Annotated in this window: 25 protein-coding genes; 15 read left to right on the forward strand and 10 right to left on the reverse strand. The window is 43.6% G+C overall.

Features of this window, described 5'->3' with window-relative positions; all coding sequences use genetic code 11:
- Nucleotides 1–19: 19 nt before the first annotated feature.
- The 3 genes from lepA to CWI32_RS05385 form a co-directional block, all read right to left on the reverse strand.
- Nucleotides 20–1837: a translation elongation factor 4 gene (gene lepA, locus CWI32_RS05375; RefSeq protein WP_005097556.1), complete on the reverse strand. Its 1818-nt coding sequence runs from the start codon at nt 1835–1837 to the stop codon at nt 20–22.
- Between the two features lie 249 nt (nt 1838–2086).
- Entirely contained in the window at nt 2087–2542 is a 456-nt protein-coding gene (locus tag CWI32_RS05380; RefSeq protein WP_100355707.1) for an acyl-CoA thioesterase, read from the reverse strand.
- 127 nt (nt 2543–2669) lie between these two features.
- Nucleotides 2670–4052: a Do family serine endopeptidase gene (locus CWI32_RS05385; protein WP_005097559.1), complete on the reverse strand. Its 1383-nt coding sequence runs from the start codon at nt 4050–4052 to the stop codon at nt 2670–2672.
- A 236-nt stretch (nt 4053–4288) separates the two neighbouring features.
- On the opposite strand from CWI32_RS05385, the gene nadB reads away from it, so the two are divergent.
- Nucleotides 4289–5917 (forward strand): L-aspartate oxidase, encoded by a 1629-nt coding sequence (gene nadB, locus CWI32_RS05390; protein ID WP_005097560.1) that lies wholly within the window; start codon nt 4289–4291, stop codon nt 5915–5917.
- A 108-nt stretch (nt 5918–6025) separates the two neighbouring features.
- Here the strand turns inward: nadB and CWI32_RS05395 are convergent, their stop codons facing one another.
- The 4 genes from CWI32_RS05395 to pabC form a co-directional block, all read right to left on the reverse strand.
- The gene (locus CWI32_RS05395; protein ID WP_005097561.1) at nt 6026–6442 is read right to left on the reverse strand and encodes a PaaI family thioesterase; all 417 of its coding nucleotides are present in this window, start codon (nt 6440–6442) and stop codon (nt 6026–6028) included.
- Between the two features lie 84 nt (nt 6443–6526).
- Nucleotides 6527–7138, reverse strand: a complete 612-nt coding sequence (gene tmk, locus CWI32_RS05400; RefSeq protein WP_074383333.1) for a dTMP kinase — start codon at nt 7136–7138, stop codon at nt 6527–6529.
- Nucleotides 7139–7140: 2 nt separating this feature from the next.
- A complete protein-coding gene (gene mltG / locus CWI32_RS05405) occupies nt 7141–8199 on the reverse strand; it encodes an endolytic transglycosylase MltG (RefSeq protein ID WP_100534826.1) in 1059 nt (352 codons plus the stop codon).
- A gap of 1 nt (nt 8200) precedes the next feature.
- The gene (gene pabC, locus CWI32_RS05410) at nt 8201–9013 is read right to left on the reverse strand and encodes an aminodeoxychorismate lyase (RefSeq protein WP_100534827.1); all 813 of its coding nucleotides are present in this window, start codon (nt 9011–9013) and stop codon (nt 8201–8203) included.
- A 159-nt stretch (nt 9014–9172) separates the two neighbouring features.
- On the opposite strand from pabC, the gene CWI32_RS05415 reads away from it, so the two are divergent.
- The 8 genes from CWI32_RS05415 to CWI32_RS05450 all read left to right on the forward strand — a co-directional run bounded on the left by CWI32_RS05415 (nt 9173) and on the right by CWI32_RS05450 (nt 17186).
- Entirely contained in the window at nt 9173–10180 is a 1008-nt protein-coding gene (locus tag CWI32_RS05415; RefSeq protein WP_005170101.1) for a sulfate ABC transporter substrate-binding protein, read from the forward strand.
- A 178-nt stretch (nt 10181–10358) separates the two neighbouring features.
- Nucleotides 10359–11372 (forward strand): sulfate ABC transporter substrate-binding protein, encoded by a 1014-nt coding sequence (locus CWI32_RS05420; RefSeq protein WP_005170099.1) that lies wholly within the window; start codon nt 10359–10361, stop codon nt 11370–11372.
- Nucleotides 11373–11401: 29 nt separating this feature from the next.
- Entirely contained in the window at nt 11402–12007 is a 606-nt protein-coding gene (locus tag CWI32_RS05425; protein WP_100534828.1) for an RBBP9/YdeN family alpha/beta hydrolase, read from the forward strand.
- Nucleotides 12008–12094: 87 nt separating this feature from the next.
- Nucleotides 12095–12928, forward strand: coding sequence for a sulfate ABC transporter permease subunit CysT (gene cysT / locus CWI32_RS05430; protein WP_005097570.1), 834 nt, complete (start codon nt 12095–12097; stop codon nt 12926–12928).
- Nucleotides 12925–13818, forward strand: a complete 894-nt coding sequence (gene cysW, locus CWI32_RS05435; protein ID WP_100329042.1) for a sulfate ABC transporter permease subunit CysW — start codon at nt 12925–12927, stop codon at nt 13816–13818. The genes cysT and cysW overlap by 4 nt, the downstream gene beginning before the upstream one ends.
- Before the next feature lie 11 nt (nt 13819–13829).
- Nucleotides 13830–14891, forward strand: a complete 1062-nt coding sequence (locus CWI32_RS05440) for a sulfate/molybdate ABC transporter ATP-binding protein (RefSeq protein WP_100329043.1) — start codon at nt 13830–13832, stop codon at nt 14889–14891.
- 54 nt (nt 14892–14945) lie between these two features.
- Nucleotides 14946–15869, forward strand: coding sequence for a CysB family HTH-type transcriptional regulator (locus tag CWI32_RS05445; protein WP_005097573.1), 924 nt, complete (start codon nt 14946–14948; stop codon nt 15867–15869).
- Nucleotides 15870–15983: 114 nt separating this feature from the next.
- Entirely contained in the window at nt 15984–17186 is a 1203-nt protein-coding gene (locus CWI32_RS05450; protein ID WP_005170094.1) for an outer membrane protein transport protein, read from the forward strand.
- A 62-nt stretch (nt 17187–17248) separates the two neighbouring features.
- Here CWI32_RS05450 and carO read toward each other — a convergent pair whose 3' ends face one another.
- Nucleotides 17249–17971, reverse strand: coding sequence for an ornithine uptake porin CarO (gene carO / locus CWI32_RS05455; RefSeq protein ID WP_005170093.1), 723 nt, complete (start codon nt 17969–17971; stop codon nt 17249–17251).
- Between the two features lie 318 nt (nt 17972–18289).
- Here carO and dapD point away from each other — a divergent pair, with 318 nt between their 5' ends.
- The 5 genes from dapD to CWI32_RS05480 all read left to right on the forward strand — a co-directional run bounded on the left by dapD (nt 18290) and on the right by CWI32_RS05480 (nt 21626).
- Nucleotides 18290–19111 (forward strand): 2,3,4,5-tetrahydropyridine-2,6-dicarboxylate N-succinyltransferase, encoded by an 822-nt coding sequence (gene dapD, locus CWI32_RS05460; protein WP_005097576.1) that lies wholly within the window; start codon nt 18290–18292, stop codon nt 19109–19111.
- Nucleotides 19112–19242: 131 nt separating this feature from the next.
- Nucleotides 19243–19953 (forward strand): 7-carboxy-7-deazaguanine synthase QueE, encoded by a 711-nt coding sequence (queE, locus tag CWI32_RS05465; RefSeq protein ID WP_100355703.1) that lies wholly within the window; start codon nt 19243–19245, stop codon nt 19951–19953.
- Between the two features lie 35 nt (nt 19954–19988).
- Nucleotides 19989–20657 (forward strand): 7-cyano-7-deazaguanine synthase QueC, encoded by a 669-nt coding sequence (gene queC / locus CWI32_RS05470; protein ID WP_005170088.1) that lies wholly within the window; start codon nt 19989–19991, stop codon nt 20655–20657.
- 16 nt (nt 20658–20673) lie between these two features.
- Nucleotides 20674–21087 (forward strand): hypothetical protein, encoded by a 414-nt coding sequence (locus CWI32_RS05475; protein WP_005170085.1) that lies wholly within the window; start codon nt 20674–20676, stop codon nt 21085–21087.
- A gap of 80 nt (nt 21088–21167) precedes the next feature.
- On the forward strand, nt 21168–21626 hold the full coding sequence (locus tag CWI32_RS05480) for a peroxiredoxin (protein ID WP_005170083.1): 459 nt from the start codon (nt 21168–21170) through the stop codon (nt 21624–21626).
- A gap of 188 nt (nt 21627–21814) precedes the next feature.
- Here CWI32_RS05480 and CWI32_RS05485 read toward each other — a convergent pair whose 3' ends face one another.
- Both CWI32_RS05485 and CWI32_RS05490 read right to left on the reverse strand, forming a co-directional pair.
- The gene (locus tag CWI32_RS05485; RefSeq protein WP_051064995.1) at nt 21815–22378 is read right to left on the reverse strand and encodes a YceI family protein; all 564 of its coding nucleotides are present in this window, start codon (nt 22376–22378) and stop codon (nt 21815–21817) included.
- A gap of 454 nt (nt 22379–22832) precedes the next feature.
- Nucleotides 22833–23438, reverse strand: coding sequence for a LysE/ArgO family amino acid transporter (locus CWI32_RS05490; RefSeq protein ID WP_100534829.1), 606 nt, complete (start codon nt 23436–23438; stop codon nt 22833–22835).
- Between the two features lie 103 nt (nt 23439–23541).
- Between CWI32_RS05490 and CWI32_RS05495 the strand changes: the two genes are divergently transcribed.
- Nucleotides 23542–24447, forward strand: coding sequence for a LysR family transcriptional regulator ArgP (locus CWI32_RS05495; protein WP_074383346.1), 906 nt, complete (start codon nt 23542–23544; stop codon nt 24445–24447).
- Nucleotides 24448–24450 lie beyond the last annotated feature (3 nt).

Below are 24450 nucleotides of genomic sequence, written 5' to 3' on the forward strand. Positions count from 1 at the left end.
GGCTTATATCCTTATTCTTCTAGCGTTCGACTTTTAACACAGCGAGGAACGCTTCTTGCGGGATTTCGACACTACCCACCTGCTTCATGCGTTTCTTACCTTCTTTCTGTTTAGACAGAAGTTTTTTCTTACGTGACACGTCACCACCATAACATTTGGCCAATACGTTTTTACGCATGGCTTTTACAGTAGAACGTGCAATGATTTGCGCACCAATTGCCGCCTGAATTGCGACATCAAACATTTGACGTGGAATCAGGTCTTTCATTTTTTCCACCAGCGCAATGCCACGATGACGCGCGTCATTACGATGACAGATCATCGCCAGAGCATCGACTTTTTCCCCATTGATCAGCACATCCACTTTTACCAATGAAGAACTTTCAAAACGGACAAAGTTATAGTCGAGGGATGCAAAACCACGTGAACAAGACTTCAATTTATCGAAGAAATCCATGACCACTTCTGCCATTGGAATTTCAAAAGTAATCGACACCTGATTGCCGAGGAATTTCATGTCTTTTTGTATGCCACGGCGCTCGATACACAAGGTCATGACATTACCCAGATATTCTTGCGGTACTAAAATATGACATTCGGCAATCGGTTCACGTAAATCTTCTACGGTTGAACCATCCGGCATTTTAGATGGGCTGTCGATATAAATCGTCTGGCCATTTTTCATCACCGCTTCATAAATTACGGTGGGCGCAGAAGAAATCAGATCAAGATCATACTCGCGCTCTAAACGCTCTTGTACAATCTCCATGTGTAGCATGCCCAAGAAGCCACAGCGGAAACCAAAACCGAGTGCATCCGAACTTTCCGGTTCAAAGAACAAGGCCGAGTCATTAATTTGCAGTTTATGTAAAGCTTCACGAAACGGTTCAAAGTCACTGGCATCAATCGGGAATAAACCGGCATAAACCTGCGGTTTTACTTTTTTAAAGCCCGGTAGCGTTGCAACTTCAGGTGTGGTTGCCAAGGTAATGGTATCACCCACCGGCGCACCGAAAATATCTTTAATACCGGCAATCACGAAGCCGACTTCGCCTGCTTCCAACATGCCTGTTTCAGTATGTTTCGGATTAAAGATCCCAACAGAAGTAATGATGTGCGTTTGACCTGTTGATTTCATCAACATCTTGTCGCCTTTACGCACACGACCCTGCTTTACACGTACCAGAGAAACTACCCCAAGGTAGTTGTCAAACCATGAATCTACAATCAGGGCTTGCAACGGCGCTTCGCGATCACCGACCGGTGCCGGAATCACATTCACCAGGGTTTCTAAAACATTTTCAATGCCCAGACCGGTTTTGGCTGAACATGTCGGTGCTTCTGTCGCTTCAATGCCGATAATTTCTTCAATCTCGTGAATCACACGCTCAGGTTCAGCTTGCGGCAAATCGATCTTGTTCAGTACGGGCAGTACTTCCAGACCTTGCTCAATCGCGGTATAGCAGTTGGCGACAGACTGTGCTTCCACACCTTGCGCCGCATCAACGACTAATAAAGCACCTTCACAGGCTGCGAGCGAGCGCGACACTTCATACGAGAAGTCAACGTGTCCCGGCGTATCAATAAAGTTCAGCTGATAAACTTCACCATTTGGATGGGTATAGTTTAGCGTCACCGAAGTGGCTTTAATGGTAATCCCACGTTCGCGCTCAAGCTCCATAGAATCGAGGACTTGAGCCTGCATTTCACGATCTTGCAAACCGCCACAGGTCTGAATAAAGCGATCTGCGAGGGTCGATTTACCGTGGTCAATATGCGCAATAATCGAGAAGTTACGAATGTTTTTAATATCAACAGATTTTTTAGCTTGCGCCATGGGTTACCTTGAGAAAAAACGCGCTATGTAATTTAAAAATATTACATAACAAAAGCCGAATAGAAATTGCGAAGGATTATAGCAGAATGGTGATCTAGAAAAAGAATTATATTTTTAGCTTTGTCCACTCTGCCAAAATACCTGTCCAGCGATCTCAAGCTCAATCACTGCAATGAAAATTTGAAAATCACACCATGTTTTTGCTAAACCTGATTGAAATATCTAACTCTGTGCCAAAGAAGTGAGCGCTTATTGATCTAGATACACTATTGAAAAATCATAAGGATTGATCTGATCAGAAAGAGGTTGATAGGCTTGGGTAAAGGTAGGCGACATGCGTTTAGGACGCCCAGTGGCCATTTCAATACAGGCCCACTGCGTACTACCTGTAAATAACAGGTTTTGATCCTGTGGTCGATAAAATGCATATTGGCGAAATGAATACAGTGCATTGATATCGTTCAACCAGGTTCGCAAAATAATTTCATCGCCCTCGAAAGCAGCCTTGCGATATTGCACCTGATGCTCAACTGCCACCATGGCATGTTTCAGTTCCACATATTCCTTTAACCCCAATCCCAATTTTTCAATATGGGCTGTGGCGACCTCCTGCATCCACTGTACATAGACCACATTATTGACATGGCCCAAGCCATCGATATGTTCAGCTTGCACCTTTAACGCAAGATCAAAAATAGCTGTCACTTTTCTCTTATCCTTTCCATTATTTTCAACTGAATAGAGTCTACCGAATTTATAGGCTGGGTAAATTGCAAATAATAAAAAACCGCCCATCAAAAGCGGTTTTTTATATTTAAAAATCTGAATAGAATTAGATACGCATTCCGACAATCGCACGCTGCCCTTGGCGCATGAGCGTAACGCGTGCCACATTGCCCTTCTTCAACTCAGAAACTTCTTGTACAAATTGCTCTGCGTTCAATACTGCCTTGTTATTAATATGCGTTACCACATCGTTTGGCATGATACGCGCCTGTGCGGCAATGCCACCTGAACGAACATCCTGAATCATGACCCCGCCTTTGATCTCCAGTCGATCCTTTTCTAGCGAACTTAAATCACGAATAGCCACACCAATTACAGGTCCTTTGCTCGGCTGCGCCTGTGCTCCGGCTTTTGCAGGGGTATCATCCGGTGCGGTACTTAAGGTTGCTGAAATATTACGGCGCTTATCATCACGTAAAACCTCCAGCTGTACCTGTTGCTGAGGTGCAGTACGGTTGAGATAGTTTAATAATTCACTGGTGCGTGAAATCGCAGTGCCGTTATATTTTAAAATCACGTCGCTGACACGTAGACCGGCACGTGCAGCGGGTGAATTTGGTGCAACCTGAGTAATTAAGGAGCCTTCGGGCTTAGAAAGGTTGTAGGACTCTGCCAGATTACGGTCGATATCCTGCAAGCTGACCCCCAGATAGGAACGGGTCACTTTACCATTCTTTTTCAGCTGCTCTGCCACTTCCATGGCCACATCAATCGGAATCGAGAAGGAGAGCCCCATATAACCGCCGGTTCCACTGAAGATCCGCGAGTTCACCCCGACTACTTCACCATGCTGGTTAAATAAAGGCCCACCAGAGTTACCCGGGTTAAGGGCCACGTCTGTCTGGATAAAAGGCACTGCTGTTTCACCCATCATGTTGCGCATTTTGGCACTGACGATTCCGGCAGAGGCCGAATAATCAAAACCAAATGGCGAACCAATCGCAAGCACAGGCTCACCGACACGTAAGCGGCCTACATCCCCGGTACGCAATTCTGGAAAATTCGAACCTGTGACCTTAAGTAAAGCTACGTCGGTACGTGCATCACTTCCCACCACAGTAGCATCAATTTCACGGCGATCATTCAGGGTAATGGTGACTTTAGATGCATCCTCAACCACATGATGGTTGGTCAGCAGATAGCCATCTTTACTGATAAAAAATGCACTGCCATAGCCGGTTTTTTCCTGTGGCATGCGCTGCTGCGGGATAATCACCTGATTGCCAAAGAAGCGACGCAGAATTTCCGGAACTTGTTGTTGTAAGAGTTCTTCTTCGCTCATTTTTTTCACGACATTGACACTGACCACGGCAGGACTGACCTGCTCGACCAGATTTGAAAAATCAACCGGTGTGACAGCCTGCAACTGTGCAGCACTCATGGTCAGGGTCGCTGCAAATAATCCTTTTTTTAAGTCTAGAATTTTCATATAAATTATTCACTCAAATTGTTGATAAATTTATGTAAATAGGTTTTATCACAAACATTGTAAAGTTTAAGTAATAATATGTTTCAATGCTTCAATCTGGACAATATCTCATTATTAAAACACTAAGTTAAGGCTTTGATTAATTTTTTTCATTAATAAATGAGCGTTTCAACGCTTGCCTTTTGCACAAAAAAGCGCTGTTATTACCAAACTTTTTTTAAAATTAGCTGATGGACATGTCTAATTCATCCCTTACCCATCAATTTGACGTCATTATTGTGGGCAGTGGCGGTGCCGGTTTAAGTTTAGCCTTATCGCTCCCGGACCATTTTAATATTGCAGTTTTAGCGAAATCCACCCTGACAGATGCCAGCACCTTTTATGCGCAAGGCGGTGTTGCTGCAGTACTCGATGAAATGGATTCGATTGAACAGCATATTGATGACACCATGATTGCAGGTGCACAGCTATGTGAAATGGACGCAGTCAAACAGACGGTAGAAGGGGGCAAACCATCAGTTGACTTTCTGCTAAAACACGGTGTGCAATTTACCCTGGATGAACAGGAACAGTTGCATCTCACCCGTGAAGGCGGCCATTCACAGCGCCGGATTATTCATGCTGCCGATGCCACAGGTCGTGCAATTTCGACTACTTTGGTACAACGCGCCCAAGAAAAATCAAATATCACTATTTTTGAAAATTATATTGCGATTGATCTGATCTGTTCACATAAACTTGGCCTAGACGGTGAAAACCGCGCGCTAGGTTTATATGTGCTGGATGAAAAAAATGAAAAAGTACATACTTTTTTAGCGCCCTTTACCGCCCTTGCCTGTGGCGGTGCAATGAAAGCCTATCTTTATACGTCAAATCCGGATATTGCCACGGGTGACGGCATTGCCATGGCCTATCGTGCCGGCTGCCGGGTGGCTAACATGGAATTTAACCAGTTCCATCCGACCTGTCTCTATCATCCACAAGCGCGCTCCTTCCTGATCACTGAAGCAATGCGCGGCGAAGGGGCTTATCTGCGTCTGCCCGATGGCGAACGCTTTATGCTGCGTTTTGACGAGCGCGCCGAACTTGCACCACGCGATATTGTCGCACGCGCAATCGACTATGAAATTAAGCGCTTGGGTATTCGGCATGTCTGGCTGGATATTACCCATAAGGATGAAAGCTTTGTTAGAGAACATTTTCCTACGCTTTATGCCCGCCTGCTGGAACTGGGTATTGATATCACCAAAGATATGATTCCAGTGGTACCTGCAGCCCATTACACCTGTGGTGGCGTTGTGGTCGATGAACATAGCCAGACTGATATCGCAGGTCTATATGCAATTGGGGAAACCTCTTATACTGGTCTGCACGGTGCTAACCGAATGGCCAGTAACTCACTTTTAGAATGCTTTGTGTATGGCATGAGTGCAGCCAAGCATATCGAATCTCATTTCAATGCTGACTATGCCTTTCCGCCCGTACCCATCTGGGATGACTCACAGGTAACCAATCCGGATGAAGATGTGGTGATTCTGCAAAACTGGGATGAGCTACGTCAGACCATGTGGAACTATGTCGGTATTGTGCGCAGCACCAAACGTCTGGAACGTGCCTTGCATCGTATTGAAATGCTGAAAAAAGAAATCACCGAGTATTACCAAGATTATCAGGTCAGCAAAAACCTGATCGAGCTTCGCAATCTGGTGCTGGTCTCAGAAATGATTGTGCGCTGTGCCATGCAGCGTAAAGAATCTCGTGGCCTGCATTTCACGCTGGACTATCCGGAATTATTGCCTGAATTACGCAAGACCATTCTAAATCCGGTGAATTTTGAAGTAGAAACACCCTTGGTCAATATTTAGATTATTGGGGAGATATGATTTTTAAATCATATCTCCCTGTCTTTTAGCGCTCACCTACTTAATTAAGCTTAGGCTATTTATATCACTGAACTTCTATTCTTCAGGTGTTTAGTGTTGAGGTGGAATGGCATAAGTCGCAGTAACATGCGCCACTGGCTCATCAAGGTCTACTGAATAAATCCAGACTTCCCCGACAATCAGAACTTTACCGACTTTAATAAGCTTGCACTCTCCTCGCAAATCCGTGCCACCTGAAGGTTTACGGAGAAAATTGATATTCAGATTGGTGGTGACAGCCAAACCCACCAGGCCAATTTCGCCCAGAATAGCGACATATAAGGCAAGATCGGCCAAGGTCATCATGGTTGGGCCAGAAACAGTACCACCCGGACGCAACTCTTGTGCGCTAACCTGATACAGCAAAGTTGCGCCGCGTGGAACAACGGCTTCGATCCTACATTTTTCTAGGCTTTGTGGAAATTCTTGTTGTAAAAATTGTTGGATTTCGGTTTTGGTCGTTTTCATCTTATTAAAAAAATCTTCTATATTGCCTTCAATATAGAAGATTTTTCACACATTTACCTAGTGAAAATTAAAATAAACAGGATTTCAATTTAAACCAGACTTCAAATAACTTAAAGCCTGCTCGAATACCTGCTCCGGTGTACGGGTTGCATCCAGACGTTTGATCCGTTCCGGATGACGCTGCCACAACGTTTCATAGCCGGCTCTTACTTTCTCAAAGAAAGTGACTTTCTCTTGTTCAAAGCGATCCAGTGCGCCACGCGCGCGTGCCCGGTTCATTCCCAGTTCAATCGGTGCTTCTAACCAGAAGGTGATGTCCGGCATACGTGCCACAAAGTGATCATTTAATAACTGCAGCTTTGTTTCACTGAGTCCACGACCTGCACATTGATAGGCAAAGCTGGCATCAGTAAAACGGTCACAGAGTACAATTTTTCCGGCTGCTAAGGCTGGCAGAATGACTTGTGCCAAATGCTGGGCACGCGCCGCATACATCAATAGTAATTCGGTATCATGCGCCATCGCTTCTTCATGATTCACAGCCAGAAGTAGTGCACGGATCTGCTCGGCCATCGGCGTACCACCCGGCTCGCGCGTAAGCATCACATCTTTGCCTTGGGCCATAAAATCGTCATAGATCGAACGAATGAGTGTGGTTTTACCTACACCTTCTGTGCCTTCAAAGCTAATAAACATACTCATTCCTTATTCTTCGAGCGTAAAATGGTCAGATACTCCTGCACTGCTTTATTGTGATCATTCAGATTGGTCGTAAACGTATGTCCGCCATTGCCCGTGGCGACAAAATACAGGTTGTCAGAATTATCCGGATGCATGGCTGCTTCAATGGCTTTCTTACTTGGCAGTGCAATTGGCGTTGGCGGCAAACCAGACATGGTATAGGTGTTATACGGCGTCGGCGTACGTAAATCCTTGCGGGTAATATTGCCATTATAGCTATCGCCCATTCCGTAAATCACGGTGGGATCGGTCTGTAAACGCATGCCAATTTTTAAACGGCGCACGAACACTCCAGAAACCTGTTCTAGCTCACTATCCACACTGGTTTCTTTTTCAATGATCGACGCCATGATCAGCGCTTCATATTTATTCTGATAGGGCAGATCAGTCGCACGCTTTTCCCAGGCCTGATCCAGTGCCTTCATCTGACGCTGATACAGATTGGTTAGAATCTTGCGGTCAGTTTCACCTTTAGCAAAGAAGTATGTATCCGGTGCAAACAGACCTTCAGGATGTGAAAATGGAATATTGAGCTCTTTAAGGAGTTGTGCCGTTGGCAAATGTGACACTTCTTTGGTCACCAGATCATCTTTCTTCAAAGCATCAATCAGCTGTTTGAATGTGGTTCCTTCAATCACCAGAATCCGGTTCATCTGGGCATTTTCAGCATTGGAGATCATATCCAGAACCTGACGAATACTCATGCCCTGGCGCACTTCATATACGCCAGCTTTCATGGTGTCATGAATCAGGATGCGCTGATAAAGCTTGAGAATAATCGGGAAACTGACCTGTTTTTCTTTGGCCAGACGGTCAATAAAACCAGAATAGGTTTCCCCTGACCCAATCGCCAGCAGCTGTTTTTGTCCGTCTACAGGATAGTCTTTCCACAAACTGCTTTTTAAGACCAGTGCCAAAATCAAGGCAAGTCCAATCAGGACGAAGGCAATTCCTTTGAAAAGTGACGAAAATTTGGCTGTATTGTTCTTTTTGGCTTTAGACTTGGAAGCTGACATATTAAGACATCTGATTTAATCGAAGACGGTTAAAAAGTTCAATACAAGCATCGCCATCCAGAGATCGCTGCTCAAATTGAGTGACAATTTTCATCGGGTTTAGCGCATTACAAAAAAACAGACTCTGAATATGGGCTATTTCCTCCATATCGATGTAACGTTGCTGACAGGCAATTCCCTGATCTTGCATCCGTTGTAGAATTTCTGCACGCATCACCCCAAAGACGCCATTATAACGAAGTTCCGGCGTAATCCATGTATTGTTTATACAAATGAAACAATTACTGCTCACCCCTTCGACAACCCCGCCCTGTACATCTGTCACCAGTGCCTCAGACCAACCGCGCTGATCCGCCTCCTGCTTGAGCAAAACCTGCTCCAGGCGATTCAAGGTTTTTAGTCCGACCAGACCCGGCATGGTCAATCCCAGTGCCTGCTGTAATACCCCACTTTGGATCTGTTCATACTTTAAATCATGTAGGGCTTGAGGATAATAAAATAGCCACAGATCCGCCGGATGCTCTGGCAAACTATAGCCCCGCTCGCCGACTCCACGACTCAGCACGATCTTTAATGTTCCATTCAGCTGACTTTCTGATTCACGTAAAAGTTCTAAACTTTCTGCAATCAGAGCTAAATCAGCATGCAAACTTAATTTTTGATTACTGAGCTGCAAACGTGCCAGATGACGATCATATAATTCCACCCGGTCCTGTCGAATCCGGGCCGTGCTAAAACAGCCATCACCATAATGAAAGGCCCGATCGAGTACTTCTATCTCACTGACATGGTTCGCATTTTTCAAACAGAGCATATTTTATTGCCTCTCAAATCAACAATTGAGTACTGAGAGATAAGCTCCATCGATTTATCTCTTTTACTCACATCAAATGCATTTTTAATTATTTTTTATGCAAAATATCTCCAGCTATTCTTGCCTTGTCCAACAAAAGCTAAAAAAATTGAGGCAAAAATGAATATTGGTAAATTAAAAATTGGGGTATTGGCTGCACTGGTTTCGGCCACTGCTTTCAGTGTGTCTGCAAAAGATTTCCTGAACGTGTCTTATGACCCAACCCGCGAATTATATGACAATTTTAATAAGGAATTCAGCGCATACTGGAAAAAAACCACGGGTCAGGACGTGAACTATAAACAGTCGCATGGCGGTTCAGGTAAACAGGCCCGTGCTGTGATTGATGGTCTGGATGCAGACGTCGTGACCCTCGCGCTGGCGGCCGACATTGATGAAATTGCAGCGAGAGGTCTGCTGCCTAAAGACTGGCAGAAACAATTCCCGCAAAACTCGACCCCCTATACCTCCACCATCGTCTTTCTAGTCAAAAAAGGCAATCCAAAAGGGATTAAAGATTGGGACGATCTGGTGAAGCCTGGAGTAGAGATCATTACGCCAAACCCGAAAACTTCTGGCGGTGCACGCTGGAACTATCTGGCGGCATGGGCATGGGCCAAACATCAACCTGGTGGCAATGACAGCAAAGCACAAGATTTTGTGCGTCAAATCTATAAACAGACCAAAGTTCTGGACTCAGGCGCACGTGGAGCCACCACCACTTTTGCTGAGCGCGGGATCGGTGATGTATTACTGGCTTGGGAAAATGAAGCCCATCTCGCTACTCGTGAACAGCCGGGTAAATTTGAAATCATCACGCCAAGTCTGTCAATTTTGGCCGAGCCACCGGTGGCAATTGTAGAGAAAAATGCCAGGAAAGATGGCAATGAAAACCTGGCCAAAGCTTATTTGAATTATCTGTATTCTCCTGCGGGGCAAACTGTGGCTGCGAAGAACTTCTATCGTCCACGTAATAGCGAAGTATTAAAGAAATATAGCAGCGTATTTAAACCTTTAAAGTTAGTCACCATCGACAAAGAATTTGGTGGCTGGACCAAGGTACAAAAAGCACATTTCGATAATGGCGGGATCTTTGATCAAATTGTAAAGGCAAATCATACGAAATAATGAGGCAGTCCAGCAGAAACAATGGCCTTTATTGATAAGGCCATTTTCATTTCAATAACTTCAGCTCCGTCTTATCTTTTTTTTTCATATAAAATTCGTTTTTATTTATTTTTTACGCATAAAGAATAGGTTTATTCTGCAGCTATGTTACAAAACGTGTAAGAAATTGAGGTTTCTAATGAGTATTTCAAAAACAATAAAACTTGGGGTTCTGGCTGCTGTGATTTCGGCAACCTCATTAGGTGCTTCAGCACGTGATTTTCTGAATGTTTCCTACGATCCGACACGTGAATTGTATGAAGATGTCAACAAGAGTTTTGGCAAATACTGGGAAAGCCGTACGGGTCAAAAAATTAACTTCAAGCAATCCCATGGTGGTTCTGGTAAACAGGCCCGCTCTGTTATTGATGGCTTGAATGCAGATGTGGTGACTTTGGCCCTCGCAGCCGATATTGATGTGCTTGCAGAAAAAGCCAAATTGTTGCCAGCAGACTGGCAAAAGAAACTGCCACAAAACTCGACACCGTATACCTCAACAATCGTATTTTTGGTGCATAAAGGCAACCCCAAAGGGATTAAAGACTGGGGCGATCTGGTGAAACCGGGTGTCGGTATTATTACCCCGAATCCGAAAACATCAGGTGGCGCGCGCTGGAACTATCTGGCGGCATGGGCATGGGCCAAACATCAGGCCGGTGGCAATGACACAACTGCACAAGAATTTGTTCGCCAAATTTATAAAAACACCAAAGTCCTGGATTCAGGTGCGCGTGGTGCAACTACCACCTTTGCCGAGCGCGGGATCGGTGATGTCTTGCTGGCCTGGGAAAATGAAGCGTACTTAGCGATTCGTGAGCAACCAGGTAAGTTTGAAATTATCACGCCAAGTCTGTCTATTCTGGCTGAACCGCCAGTGGCGATTGTAGAAAAAAATGCAGCGAGAAAAGGCAATAAGCATCTGGCTCAAGGTTATTTAAACTTCCTGTACTCGCCACTGGGTCAAGACCTGGCAGGCAAACATTATTATCGTCCACGCAGTGAAGTAGCTTTAAAGAAATATAATCATGTATTCAAACCACTCAAACTGGTAACGATTGATCAGGAATTTGGCGGCTGGGCAAAAGTGCAAAAAGCGCATTTTGAGAATGGCGGTATTTTCGACCAGATTGTGAAGGCAAACAGCGCGAAGTAATTCGCAGCTGATCTGACAGGAGCATCGATATGATACATACGCTTATTGTTCCAGGTGTAGGTGGTAGCGAATACAATCACTGGCAAACATGCTTACAACATCAGCTCAGTCGATGCTCTCGTGTGCAACAAAAAGATTGGAATCATCCCGTTTTGCAGGAATGGATCACTGAATTTGTCAAAGCCCTGCAAGATATTCAAGATGATGTACAGGTTGTAGCGCATAGCTTTGGCTGTTTAACCTCGGTCGCGGCACTGGCACAACATCCAGAATTGACTGCTAAAGTTAAAAAGCTGATTCTGGTCGCACCGGCCAATCCGGCACGTTTTGGGGAAAATGGTTTTGCACCTAACAGCCAGACCGATTACAGCCATTATTTTCAGCAAGTGCAGATTCAGGTTCCGGCCACGTTATTAATCAGTGAAAATGATCCCTGGTTAAGCTATGCAGACGCCCAGTTTCTGGCCAAAGCGTGGAAACTCAAGCCGATTAATCTCGGACAGGTGGGGCATGTCAATGTCGCCTCAGGATTTGGCCCTTTTCCTGAACTTGCCCAGTATTTGATTTCAGAAAAGACTATGCAACATATCAGCAATACTGATGACAGCAAGTATTATTTCAAATTTGCATTTTAGTCGTTGCAAATTATGCTTGTGTCCAATTTCTTTTTTTAATTTTCGCTGGTTAGTTTTAACCAGCTTTCTCTCTTTTGAGGAGTCATCATGTCGCAGCGATCCCGAGTGCTGCCAGGATTTGGTCTTTCTCTAGGCTTTACCCTAGCGTATTTATCATTAATCGTTTTAATCCCGCTGTCTGCTGTTTTTATTAAATCACTGGGCATTGGCTGGGAAGGCTTGTGGGAAATCCTGAGCTCTGAACGTATTCAAAAATCCCTACAACTCAGTTTCAGTGCAGCCATTATTGCTGCGCTGGTGAATGTGGTGTTTGGCCTGTTATTGGCCTGGTGTCTGGTACGTTATAGCTTCCCGGGCAAACGTATTGTCGATGCCTTGGTCGATTTGCCTTTTGCGCTGCCAACAGCGGTGGCCGGTATTGCCTTGACCTCTTTATATGCGCCGACTGGCTGGATTGGTCAGTATCTTGAACCGATTGGTATTCAGGTTGCTTATACCCCGATTGGTATTACGCTGGCTCTAATCTTTATTGGCCTGCCTTTTGTGGTTCGTACCGTACAGCCGGTACTCAGTGATCTGGAAACTGAACTGGAAGAAGCTGCATCTGCACTCGGGGCAAATCGCTTGCAAATTGTGACCAAGGTAATTTTCCCGATTTTACTTCCTGCGCTTATCACTGGCTTTGCGTTAGCTTTCGCTCGCGGTGTTGGTGAATATGGTTCGGTGATCTTCATTGCCGGGAATCAGCCCTTTGAAACAGAAATTGCCCCACTGATGATTATTTCCCGTTTAGAAGAATATGATTATGCCGGTGCAACCACAATTGCGGTGGTGATGTTGCTGATTTCATTTGTCCTGCTGTTCCTGATTAACTTACTGCAAGCTTGGGCCAGCCGCCGTACCGGGAGAACTGCACGATGAGTTTGAATACCAACAGCAATGCACTGGCTGAAAAACTGCAATCCCGTGATGCAACCCGTGAGCCAACCTGGGTACGTTATATCCTGATCACTATTGCACTGATTTTTTTCTTGAGCTGCCTGATCCTGCCTTTGATTCTGGTTTTTGTGGAAGCCTTTAAACAGGGAATTGGTGTCTATACACAGGCACTGGTGCATCCAGATACCTTGTCCGCAGTGAAATTAACCTTACTCACAGCTGCAATCGCCGTACCGCTGAACGTGGTATTTGGTGTGGCTGCAGCATGGTCAGTGGCGAAGTTTAACTTTCGGGGTAAATCCTTCTTGACCACCTTGATTGATATGCCATTTTCGGTCTCTCCCGTGATTGCCGGTTTAATGCTGGTACTGATTTTCGGTACGCAAGGCTGGATGGGGTCCTGGCTAATGGACAATGACATCAAGATCCTTTATGCAGTGCCTGCCATTGTCCTGGCGACCATCTTTATTACTGTACCTTTCGTGGCTCGTGAATTAATTCCATTAATGGAAGCACAAGGCACGGAAGAAGAAGAAGCTGCGATTGTGCTCGGTGCATCTGGCTGGCAAACTTTCTGGAAAGTGACCCTGCCAAATATCAAATGGGGTCTGATTTACGGCGTGATTCTGTGTAATGCGCGGGCCATGGGTGAGTTTGGTGCGGTATCGGTTGTATCCGGTCATATCCGCGGTGAAACCAATACTTTACCGCTACACGTCGAAATTCTTTATAACGAATATACCTTTAGTGCTGCGTTTGCCGTGTCTTCGCTTCTGGCTCTCCTCGCAATTGTCACCCTGATTTTAAAAACATGGGTGGAACTGCGCCAGGAAAAACAGGACAAACGTAATCAAGATTCTACAGTTTCTTAAGGAATGCCAACATGAGTATTCAAGTACAAAATATTGAAAAACACTTTGGTGCATTCCATGCACTTAAAAATATCTCGCTGGATTTTCCAGATGGTCAACTGGTGGCCCTGCTCGGCCCATCAGGTTGCGGCAAAACCACGCTGCTACGGATTATTGCAGGTCTAGAATCTGCAGATGGCGGTCAGGTCATTCTGGAAGGTCAGGATGCGACCAATGTTCATGTACGTGAACGTGAAGTCGGCTTCGTGTTTCAACATTATGCCCTGTTTCGTCATATGACGGTATTTGACAATATTGCTTTTGGTCTGCGTGTTCGCCCACGTAAAACCCGTCCATCTGAAGCGGAAATTAAAAAACGTGTTACGCGTTTACTTGATTTGGTTCAGCTGGGTTTTCTGGCTGACCGTTACCCTGCTCAGCTTTCAGGTGGCCAGCGTCAGCGTATTGCATTGGCACGTGCCTTAGCCGTTGAACCGCGTGTGCTGTTGCTAGATGAACCTTTCGGTGCACTGGATGCCAAAGTCCGTAAGGAATTACGTCGCTGGTTACGTACCTTGCATGATGAGTTGCACATCACCTCGATCTTTGTGACCCACGATCAGGAAGAAGCGCTGGAAGTGGCCGATCAGATTGTGGTGATGAACAAAGGTAATGTCGAACAGATCGGTTCGCCACGTGAGGTCTATGAAACGCCGGCAACCCCATTTGTGTTTGATTTCTTGGGTCAAGCCAATCGTTTTGAAGGCCAGAACAACGGCGGCATTATTCAGCTCGGTCAAGATCGTATTCAGTTTGATGGCGCAAAAAATGCTGCTCAAGGTGAAGTGATTTTATTCGCACGTCCTGATGAACTGCGCATTCATGCACAGCCACAAGACAATGCCATTCAGGCCACCTTCATACGTGAATTATGGATTGCGGGTAAAGTCGTTGCAGAACTGAATGACCGTCAGGGTAACTTGATTGAAATCTTACTGACACCTGATGAAGCAAGAGCACACCAATTCCGCCCCAATCAAACCGTGTGGTTAAGTGCAGTGAACTTGCATTTATTTGAAAATCAGGTCGCTTAAGACCAAAAGATGGGGCTTCGAAATGCCCCATCCTCTTCTAGGGTAAAGAGAATTATGAATTTCCAACAATTAAGAATTATACGAGAAACGGTTAGACAGAACTTTAATTTAACTGAAGCCTCAGCTGCACTTTATACTTCGCAGTCTGGAGTGAGTAAGCATATTAAAGATCTGGAAGATGAGCTTGGCGTGCAGCTGTTTATCCGTAAGGGTAAGCGTCTACTGGGTTTAACCGAGCCGGGTCAGGCACTATTAGGAATTGTAGAACGCATGCTGGTCGATGCCGATAATATTAAGCGTCTGGCTGATGATTTTAATAAAGTTGATGAAGGTACCTTGACCATTGCCACCACGCATACCCAGGCGCGCTATGTGCTACCGCCGATTGTCAGCCAATTCAAAAAAGAATTTCCTAAAGTACATTTGATTCTGCAACAGGCCAGCCCGGTAGAAATCACGGAAATGCTGCTGCAAGGTCAAGCCGATATCGGTATTGCAACCGAAGCACTGACGACTGAAGACAATCTGGCCAGCGTACCTTATTATAACTGGCAACATAGTATTATTACGCCGCAAAATCATCCACTTGCAACTAAAGATCAGATCCGGATCGAAGATCTGGCCCATTACCCGATTATTACCTATCATGGTGGTTTTACCGGTCGCTCCAAGATTGATACCGCCTTTGAAGAAGCCGGCTTTGATGTCGATATCGTCATGTCCGCACTCGATGCCGATGTGATTAAAACCTATGTGGAAATGAATATGGGCGTCGGCATTGTCAACGATGTCGCTTATGACCCGGAGCGTGATTACCGTTTAAAGCAGATTAAAACGGATATTTTTGGCATGAATACCACCTGGATTGCGGTACGTAAAGGACATTTACTACGTGGTTATGGCTACGAGTTTATTTCCCTGTGCTCGCCGGATGCCGATATTAAAGCGCTTAAAAAAGTCGCCTATCCAGACGAATAAAAATATATAAGTTTTCAGTCAAAGAGGCCAGCGAGCCTCTTTATTATTTTCAAGTGGATAATTTGTATAAATATCAAGCATAATCACATTAATAATAAATTGAATTATACCAATATGATCGACAGCAAATTTGCTCTTTTCTGTATGGGCTGCGCTTTTTCTGGGTCAGGTTATAGCGCTGCTTTTGAACAGTCCAATCAAAGTATTCAGTCTTTTTTTGAAAAAAATCATTATGCTGAAATTTCATTGGCTTGGGTTCGCCCTGATATTAGCGGTCAGGTACAGCATACCGAGCAGCTGCAACAACTGGGTATTACTGACTTTTCTACGGGCCAACTTGCCAGTACGCAATTTATTTCTAATGTTGCCTTAAAATTACAGCTTCACCCTCAACTATCATGGGGACTGATTTATGATCAGCCTTATCATGTAGATGTGGCTTATAGTTATAATCCTGTTTTTGCAGGTGAAGCGCTTTCTGTTGAGGCCGCGACTATCAAGTTTGATAGCCACAATCTCACATCATTAATCGGCTTCCAACCGGATAATCACTGGAATTTTTATACAGGGCTAAGTTATCAAAGTCTGGAAGGAAGCTTATATTTATCCGGGCAAACCTTTTATATATTTAATGGTTATCGGGCTACATTTGAACAAGATCCCGCTTGGGGCTGGCTTGCAGGATTCAGTTATCAACTACCCGAATATTTTTTTAGAACTGCGCTGACTTACCGTTCAGCCATTGCTCACCATCATAAAACTGCTGAATCGATTGTCGTAGGCACCAATCCCTCCCCCTATACCCAGATTCAAACCCCTCAATCCATCCATCTGGATTTTCAAACAGGATTGCCTTATCAAAATGCCTTTTATGGCACATTACGCTGGTTAAACTGGCAAAATTTTGTCATTCAGCCGCCTAAATTCGGTACAGTGATTGACTATGCTGCCTTAGAATTTCCAGAATTAAAATCATTCAGGATGATTGATTATCGGGAGGATCAATGGTCTGCCAAAATTGGTCTGGCACATCAATGGCCCTCCTTTGGCATAAATTCTATCGAACTCTTATGGGATTCCGGTACAGGAAATCCGGCTTCGACATTAAATCCGAGTGATGGATATTGGGGTATTGGACTAGCTCATCTTTACAAGATTCAAGATACTTGGGATATTGCCACAGGATTCTATTATCTAAAATTTCAAAAACCTGAGGTCTCAACATCTGAGTCATTTACGCCTCAGATTGCGGGTTTATCTGCTGTTTCTGATAATAGTGCCTGGATCATGGGCTTAAAACTGGGTTATCACTTTTAAAACTTTCATTACAACGCATAAAAAAAACGAGCCGAAGCTCGTTTTTTTTATGCAGCTATAGCTTAGAAGCGGAAGCTGACACCCAGTTTCGCTACTGGTAGCCATTCGTATTCATTGTCGTTACGAATTTCACTAGCCTCATCTCTTACAGCCTGCTCAAATTCAGCTTGACGCGCTTCTACAGTTCCTTCACTTACTAAATTAACACGCGGATTACCATTATAGTAGGCACCAATTTCACCAAAGACTCCCCAACGATTGGTAATTGCTGGTGAGAAACCGATCCCTACATAAGGTGCAATATTGTTTTTATAAGATAAATCACCGTTAAGTCGAACACCATTCGCACCAGCTGTAAAATCTTGACCATTTACTGTAAAACCACGCTCGGGGCTTACTCTACGTTCAATTTCATAGTCGTTATCAACATATCCTACACCGGCCGCCATATAGAACCAGTTCGCCCAAGGACGAATTTCAGCATTTAAATAGGTCAGGTTATTGTCCATATCTAGATCGTATTTCGAGCCATTAATTGACAAGTCATCAGACCAGGAAATGTCACCACCATTATAACCTAAAGTCACGCCGACATATGGGTTCACGTTCCATGAAAGTGCACCACCATAACCGGTAGTACCGACTTCAGCACGAACAGCTGCGGGTTTAAAGAAAGAAAAAGATGCCACACCTTCATCTGTTACGATTGTTTCATCAGCAGCCATAGCAGAGCCAGCTGCTGCAGCCAAAATGGAAACTGCTAAAATTTTATGTAAAGACTTCATTATTTCTCTCCTCAAAAGAACTTATTTTGATCATTAGTTATTCGTGATGGGTTCAATATAAAGGACTTAAAAAATATTTTTTATTCATGTTTTGCTGATCTTTTGTTATTTTTTGATACAAATTAGTTTTTCTTGTTGATAACCTGGCTTTTTCTAACACTTCTACTACATTTTAAAATAATGAAAAATAACACTTATCACGTTCATTATTTCAAACTTCCCACACTTTTGGCTATTTTTCATCTATTTTCAGTCTGCTCAACTATTTTTAATGCAATATAGTGTAAAATCTAGAAAATTTTTTCTGGAAGGAAGATCATGTCGCAGCTTTCAACAATCATTGAAAAAGCGTTTGAAGATCGTGCGAATTTCACAGCTGCAGATTGCCCTGCTGAAATCCGTCAAGCAGTTGAGGACGTAATTGCTGGTCTAGACAATGGTACTTTACGTGTTGCTGAAAAAATCGATGGTGAATGGATTGTTCATCAATGGATTAAGAAAGCGGTATTGTTATCATTTAAATTAAACGACAACAAACCAATGCAAGCTTGTGATCTTCGTTTCTATGACAAAGTAGATACTAAATTCTCAGACTGGACTGAAGAACAATTCAAAGCGGCTGGCGTACGTGTAGTTCCTCCTGCGGTGGCGCGTAAAGGTTCATTCCAGGCTAAAGGCGTGATCTTGATGCCTTCTTATGTCAACATCGGTGCCTATGTAGATGAAGGTACGATGGTGGACACATGGGCAACTGTGGGTTCATGTGCACAGATTGGTAAAAATGTTCACTTGTCTGGTGGTGTTGGTATTGGTGGTGTACTTGAACCACTTCAAGCCAACCCGACAATTATTGAAGATAACTGCTTTATCGGTGCACGTTCTGAAATCGTTGAAGGCGTGATCGTTGAAGAAGGTTCTGTAATTTCAATGGGCGTATTCATTGGTCAATCGACCAAGATTTATGACCGTGCCACTGGTGAAATTCACTATGGTCGCGTACCAGCAGGTTCAGTCGTTGTTGCAGGTAGTCTGCCTTCTAAATGTGGTACTTACAGCCTTTATGCTGCGATTATCGTGAAAAAAGTAGATGCGCAAACTCGTTCTAAAACCAGCCTGAACGATCTATTACGCGAAGACTAATATGTCTTAACTTAGAGGGCACATTGGTGTTCCTCGGAGCTTCAAGCGCTCCCCGTCTCTACGATCAGTCATGATCGTAGGGATTTTTATTTTTATACCCGGTTATTTATTTCTCAGTGGTTAGTTTTGTTATGAATACGCTTCGTTCTTCCGCAATTCCAGTTTCTGATCCGTCTGCGGGTTTACGCATTACGGAGATCTTCTATTCATTACAAGGTGAAGCCAATGCTGCGGGCTTGCCAACGGTTTTTATCCGCTTAACCGGCTGCCCGTTACGCTGTACATACTGTGACACCACCTATTCATTTGAAGGTGGTCAGCGTCAGTCTCTGGATGAAATTATTCAGACCACGCTCGATTTTAAAACACCCTATGTCTGTGTGACCGGTGGTGAACCACTGGCTCAACCGAATGCCCTGCCTTTAATGCAGCGCCTTGCTGATTTAGGTTGTGAGGTTTCTTTAGAGACCAGTGGTGCTTTAGATGTTGCTAAAGTAGACTCGCGCGTTTCCAAAGTTCTAGATTTAAAAACCCCAACTTCAGGTGAAGTTGCACGAAATTTGTTATCCAATCTGGATCATTTAACGCCACATGATCAAATCAAGTTTGTGATCTGCAACCGTGAAGACTATGAATGGTCAAAGCAGCAGCTTGAACAGTATCAGCTTCAAGAGAAAGTCAGTACAGTCTGGTTCTCGCCTGCATTTGCGGTTGAAAAAGGCGCGGTTCGTTTACCGCAACTGGCGCGTGATTTGGCTCAGTGGATTTTAGAAGACCATCTCCCTGTTCGTTTCCAGTTACAGCTGCACAAGTTGTTATGGAATGATGAAACTGGTCGTTAATTTTTTGTAAAGTTACTTTTTTGGAGAATCAGCTTATGCGCCCTCGTGCCATTGTTCTGTTATCTGGCGGATTAGACTCAACTACATGTCTGGCTTGGGCACAGGCACGCTACGAATGTATCGCGATCAGTTTTAAGTATGGTCAGCGTTCAACCACAGAGCTGGATGCAGCCAAAGCACTGACTCAAGCTGCCGGTGTGGAACATCGTGTGATTAATATTGATCTGGGCAATCTGGGTGGCTCAGCCCTTACCGATCATAGCATTGAGGTGCCTGATCATGAACAAGCCGGTATCCCGATTACCTATGTTCCGGCACGTAATACCATCTTCCTGTCTTATGCTTTAGCCGCTGCGGAAGTATTTAAAGCCGAAGCAATTGTGATCGGAATTAATGCGGTTGATTACTCGGGCTATCCGGATTGCCGACCGGAATTTATTGACGCATTTGCCAACATGGCACGCCTTGCGACCAAGGTTGGCGTAGAGGGTCAGGCGCTCAAATTTGAAACACCTTTGTTACATTTATCCAAAGCAAATATTATTCGCTTAGGTATTGAACATGGCGTAGACTACAGTCAAACGGTGTCATGCTATCAAGCAGATGACCAAGGACGTGCCTGTGGCAAATGTGACAGTTGCCGTTTACGTAAACAGGGTTTTGCGGACGCAGGTGTTGAAGACCCGACACGTTATATACCGTAATAACAAGGTAGAGTTTATGAAGAATTTAAAATCAAGCATCGTGCTTTCAGCAATTGTTTCAGCTGCTGCTATGTTCGCAACAACGGCTCAGGCAGCTGATGACAAATTACAACAAGCTTATAAAAGCACCAATGTAAAATCTGCATTGATCAATGTTTGTAAAGATGAAACTGGCAAAGGTAAAAAACTGACCGCTGCTGAAGTCAGTAAATATTGTACTTGCGCTGTTGAAGCAGATGGTAAACTAACCAATGCACAAAAATGGGAAATCCAAAGCACCATTAATCAGAAGAAAAGTCCTGGAACTTTAGCTTTTGTACAGAAGCAGAATAAAGACCTGCAAGCATGTTTTGGTCCACAGTTAACAGGCAAACTGAAAACTTTGACTGAAGAAGCAATGAAATCAGCTCAAGCTGCGCCGAAGAAATAATATCTCATTATTCTTTGATGAAATAAGCCACTATAATGTGGCTTATTTTTTTGAAAAATTTAAATAAAACAGGAGTTAATATGACTGCCATCAGTTTGCTTGACCAGAGTTTCCCTGCAACGACAGCTGAAATCAATTTAACCCAGCTGGATACAGAATGGCTGGTGATTTATTTTTATCCTAAAGATTCTACTCCGGGTTGTACCACTCAAGCCGTCGGATTTTCTTGTTTAAAAGACCAGTTTGATGCTTTAAATACCACCATTATTGGCGTATCTCGTGATTCGGTCAAAGCCCATCAAAACTTTACTGAAAAGCAGAATCTGAGTATTAATCTGATCAGTGATAAAGAAGAAATCCTGTGTAATCACTTTGATGTGATTAAAGAAAAGAACATGTATGGCAAACAAGTCATGGGGATCGAGCGTTCGACTTTTATTTTCCATAACGGCGAACTGGTCAAAGAATATCGTAAAGTCAAAGCCGCAGGTCATGCCGAACAAGTTCTGGAAGATTTAAAAGCTCTGCAAAGTGCTTAATTGACTATTTCCTGCAAGGATAAAAGCTCGAAAAAAATCGGGCTTTTTTTATGATCGCTTTTACGCAATCAGGCATTTTATATGTCTTCTATGCTTCAATTTTTAAAGCTAAGCAACAGACATGCAGCAGTCTATTAAGCTAAAAGCGACCACATAAAAGATCTATTGAAAGACTGTTTAAGACATCCTTAATTAACTTCACAATGACCCGAAAGATGCAGATTCACTTTCTCTCCTACGCCTGCAATCCCCTTTCTCATGCCGAAATCACTGCGGTTAATCACTGCAAATGCCTGGACTTCGAGCAAGTTGTCATTAGACAGACTCGACTTAAAGGTTGTTTCAAAAATCACCGGTTTGGTCACACCACGCAAAGTCAAATTACCTAAAACATTGTATTTACCATTGCCCAGGTCTTTAAACTGGATACTTTTAAAACTTACCGTTTTGTATTTTTCAACATAAAAAAGGTCTTCACCCAAAATCATATGTTTCAATAACGGTTTATTAAAACTCAAACTCTCCACATCCATGACCAGATGCGTTGAAGCATTTTGCGGTGCTTTGGCATCAAACTGCATGCTGGATTGCACCTGATTAAACTTGGCTTTGACCACAGTCAGTCCCATTGACTTGATCTCAAAGCCGACATCACTTTTAGGAGTGAGCGTCCATGATTTTGCAAAAGTCTGACTGCTGAAAAATAAACAGATTGCCAGGCCAATCAGTCCAGTTTTTATTGTTGTTTTCAATTTTAAATCCACCTTGTTTAATTTCTTATTGATCGGATTTAGGTACACGCTTCAAGCTGAAATTAAATTTTCTTTTCAGTTTTAGAATTTTTGTTTTCGTTATTTTTATACCAGTTAACTGAAGTTTTTGTAAAACCCTTAGTGACTAATGGAAAAAATAATCGTTAGTATTTATTTTTAAGAAATGGCTTAAGCGAAGTATGCTCATCGAATGGAGACTGTTAATACTTTGATTTTAAAATTCATCTCCTAAATATGATCATATATTTCAACAAAATCTGAAGTAAAATTTGTTTACACAGCGAGCACTGCAAACTCTATTTTCTATTGTGATTCTCTTTGAAAAATGTTTAAAACAGAATGTCTAGACAAATATCAATTACAGACCTTACTCGCATTCTCTTGTTCAAAATATAAAAATCCTCAATTGAGGATTTTTATATTACCAGTTGAATTAAATGCTTAGAATTAATGACCCTGCGACGATCCACATGGTACAAGCAATGAGAGCATCCAGAACCTTCCAAGCATGGCGATGCTGAAACCAGGGTGTCAATATCTTTGCCCCATAGCCCAAGCTAAAAAAGAAAAACCAAGATGCACAGACAGCACCAAGCGCAAACCACCATTTTCCTAGGCTATATTGCGTTGAAATTGAACCAATCAGGATGACGGTTTCTAAATAAACATGCGAGTTTAACCAGGTAAATGCCAGACAGATCATCAACACTTGTAAAAAATGTGCTGTAACTTGATCACTTGGAGCCAAAACTTCTGTTGATTTAAATGCACTGATTGCATGTTGCAGACCATAATAAAACAGGAATCCTGCGCCGATATATTTAGAAAACATAACCGCATTTGGATAATGTTCAATGATGTGAGCAAAACCAAAAACACCTAATAATATCAAAATAGTATCAGACAAGGCACACGTCAAACAGACCAAGAAGATATGCTGCTGTTTTAAACCCTGTTTTAATACAAAGGCATTTTGCGCCCCGATACTGACAATCAGGCTCATACCTACAGCAAAGCCACTGACCATATAACTGAACATCACATTCCCCTTTTTTGAATACATGAATTATTCAACAAAAAGGAAGCTATTCATTAAAACTAAGTTAATATCAATTTAACTAAATTTTTCTTAGATTGTAGCGATGCTGAATGCGAAACAATGTGATGCTTTTTACGCGGTTGCAAAAACCGGAAGTTTTGATCTGGCCGCAGAACAACTCAATATTACTGCCTCAGCAGTGACCCTTCGTGTTCAGAGTCTGGAAAAACAATTGGGACACTTGCTGCTGGTGAGAGACCGGCCTTGTCGCGTGACTCAATCGGGACAAACTTTATTGCATTATTTACAGCATCAACGTTTGCTAGAACAAAATTTAATGCAGGATTTGGGTGGTCAGGTACAACAGGAAGGTTTTTACTGCCTGAATGTTGCCACCAATGCCGATTCACTTGCGACCTGGTTATTGCCGACCTTACAAGCCCAACTGATCCAGCATAAAATTGTGCTGCATTTTCAACTGGATGACCAATCACAAACCCATCATTTACTGGAAGCCGGACTGGTCAATGCCTGTTTAAGCACTGAAGCCAAAGCCATGAAAGGCTGTCTGGCCGAGCGGATTGGACCAATGCACTACCGTCTGGTTGCCACGCCTGAATTTGCCCGGAACTGGTTTCAACAAGGAATACATCGTGATGCCTTACGCCACGCACCGGCGATTCTGTTTAATGAAAAAGACCAGTTGCATACCCAGTATATCCAGCAAGAATTTGGCCTGAGTCCGGCACAATATCCTCACTTTTTTATTCCATCGACGCATGCATTTTTTGATGCCATTGTCATGGGCTTGGGTTATGGCTGGTTGCCGGATTATCAAACCCGGCATTTGCTGGAATCAGGACAATTGATTGAACTTTCCGGTGAAATGCGAATTGAAGTCCCCTTGTATTGGCATCACTGGAAACAGCAGTCTCCTGCTCTGGCGATTCTGGGTGAATGTTTAAAACAGCATGCTCAGACCACCATGAATCAGCCTCTAGCCATCTGATCG

The sequence above is a fragment of the Acinetobacter pseudolwoffii genome (assembly GCF_002803605.1).
In the GTDB taxonomy this organism is placed as follows: domain Bacteria; phylum Pseudomonadota; class Gammaproteobacteria; order Pseudomonadales; family Moraxellaceae; genus Acinetobacter; species Acinetobacter pseudolwoffii.

What these genes read in the sequence shown, in the direction of transcription:
- dapD (WP_005097576.1), top strand. Translation starts at nt 18,290, where the DNA reads ATGTCGCAGCTTTCAACAATCATTGAAAAAGCGTTTGAAGATCGTGCG.
- CWI32_RS05480 (WP_005170083.1), top strand. Translation starts at nt 21,168, where the DNA reads ATGACTGCCATCAGTTTGCTTGACCAGAGTTTCCCTGCAACGACAGCT.
- CWI32_RS05395 (WP_005097561.1), bottom strand. Translation starts at nt 6,442, where the DNA reads ATGAAAACGACCAAAACCGAAATCCAACAATTTTTACAACAAGAATTT.
- CWI32_RS05415 (WP_005170101.1), top strand. Translation starts at nt 9,173, where the DNA reads ATGAATATTGGTAAATTAAAAATTGGGGTATTGGCTGCACTGGTTTCG.
- CWI32_RS05440 (WP_100329043.1), top strand. Translation starts at nt 13,830, where the DNA reads ATGAGTATTCAAGTACAAAATATTGAAAAACACTTTGGTGCATTCCAT.
- CWI32_RS05495 (WP_074383346.1), top strand. Translation starts at nt 23,542, where the DNA reads ATGCTGAATGCGAAACAATGTGATGCTTTTTACGCGGTTGCAAAAACC.
- CWI32_RS05450 (WP_005170094.1), top strand. Translation starts at nt 15,984, where the DNA reads ATGATCGACAGCAAATTTGCTCTTTTCTGTATGGGCTGCGCTTTTTCT.
- CWI32_RS05420 (WP_005170099.1), top strand. Translation starts at nt 10,359, where the DNA reads ATGAGTATTTCAAAAACAATAAAACTTGGGGTTCTGGCTGCTGTGATT.
- nadB (WP_005097560.1), top strand. Translation starts at nt 4,289, where the DNA reads ATGTCTAATTCATCCCTTACCCATCAATTTGACGTCATTATTGTGGGC.
- tmk (WP_074383333.1), bottom strand. Translation starts at nt 7,138, where the DNA reads ATGTTTATTAGCTTTGAAGGCACAGAAGGTGTAGGTAAAACCACACTC.
- carO (WP_005170093.1), bottom strand. Translation starts at nt 17,971, where the DNA reads ATGAAGTCTTTACATAAAATTTTAGCAGTTTCCATTTTGGCTGCAGCA.
- cysT (WP_005097570.1), top strand. Translation starts at nt 12,095, where the DNA reads ATGTCGCAGCGATCCCGAGTGCTGCCAGGATTTGGTCTTTCTCTAGGC.
- CWI32_RS05490 (WP_100534829.1), bottom strand. Translation starts at nt 23,438, where the DNA reads ATGTTCAGTTATATGGTCAGTGGCTTTGCTGTAGGTATGAGCCTGATT.
- cysW (WP_100329042.1), top strand. Translation starts at nt 12,925, where the DNA reads ATGAGTTTGAATACCAACAGCAATGCACTGGCTGAAAAACTGCAATCC.
- mltG (WP_100534826.1), bottom strand. Translation starts at nt 8,199, where the DNA reads ATGTCAGCTTCCAAGTCTAAAGCCAAAAAGAACAATACAGCCAAATTT.
- queC (WP_005170088.1), top strand. Translation starts at nt 19,989, where the DNA reads ATGCGCCCTCGTGCCATTGTTCTGTTATCTGGCGGATTAGACTCAACT.
- queE (WP_100355703.1), top strand. Translation starts at nt 19,243, where the DNA reads ATGAATACGCTTCGTTCTTCCGCAATTCCAGTTTCTGATCCGTCTGCG.
- lepA (WP_005097556.1), bottom strand. Translation starts at nt 1,837, where the DNA reads ATGGCGCAAGCTAAAAAATCTGTTGATATTAAAAACATTCGTAACTTC.
- CWI32_RS05385 (WP_005097559.1), bottom strand. Translation starts at nt 4,052, where the DNA reads ATGAAAATTCTAGACTTAAAAAAAGGATTATTTGCAGCGACCCTGACC.
- CWI32_RS05445 (WP_005097573.1), top strand. Translation starts at nt 14,946, where the DNA reads ATGAATTTCCAACAATTAAGAATTATACGAGAAACGGTTAGACAGAAC.
- pabC (WP_100534827.1), bottom strand. Translation starts at nt 9,013, where the DNA reads ATGCTCTGTTTGAAAAATGCGAACCATGTCAGTGAGATAGAAGTACTC.
- CWI32_RS05425 (WP_100534828.1), top strand. Translation starts at nt 11,402, where the DNA reads ATGATACATACGCTTATTGTTCCAGGTGTAGGTGGTAGCGAATACAAT.
- CWI32_RS05475 (WP_005170085.1), top strand. Translation starts at nt 20,674, where the DNA reads ATGAAGAATTTAAAATCAAGCATCGTGCTTTCAGCAATTGTTTCAGCT.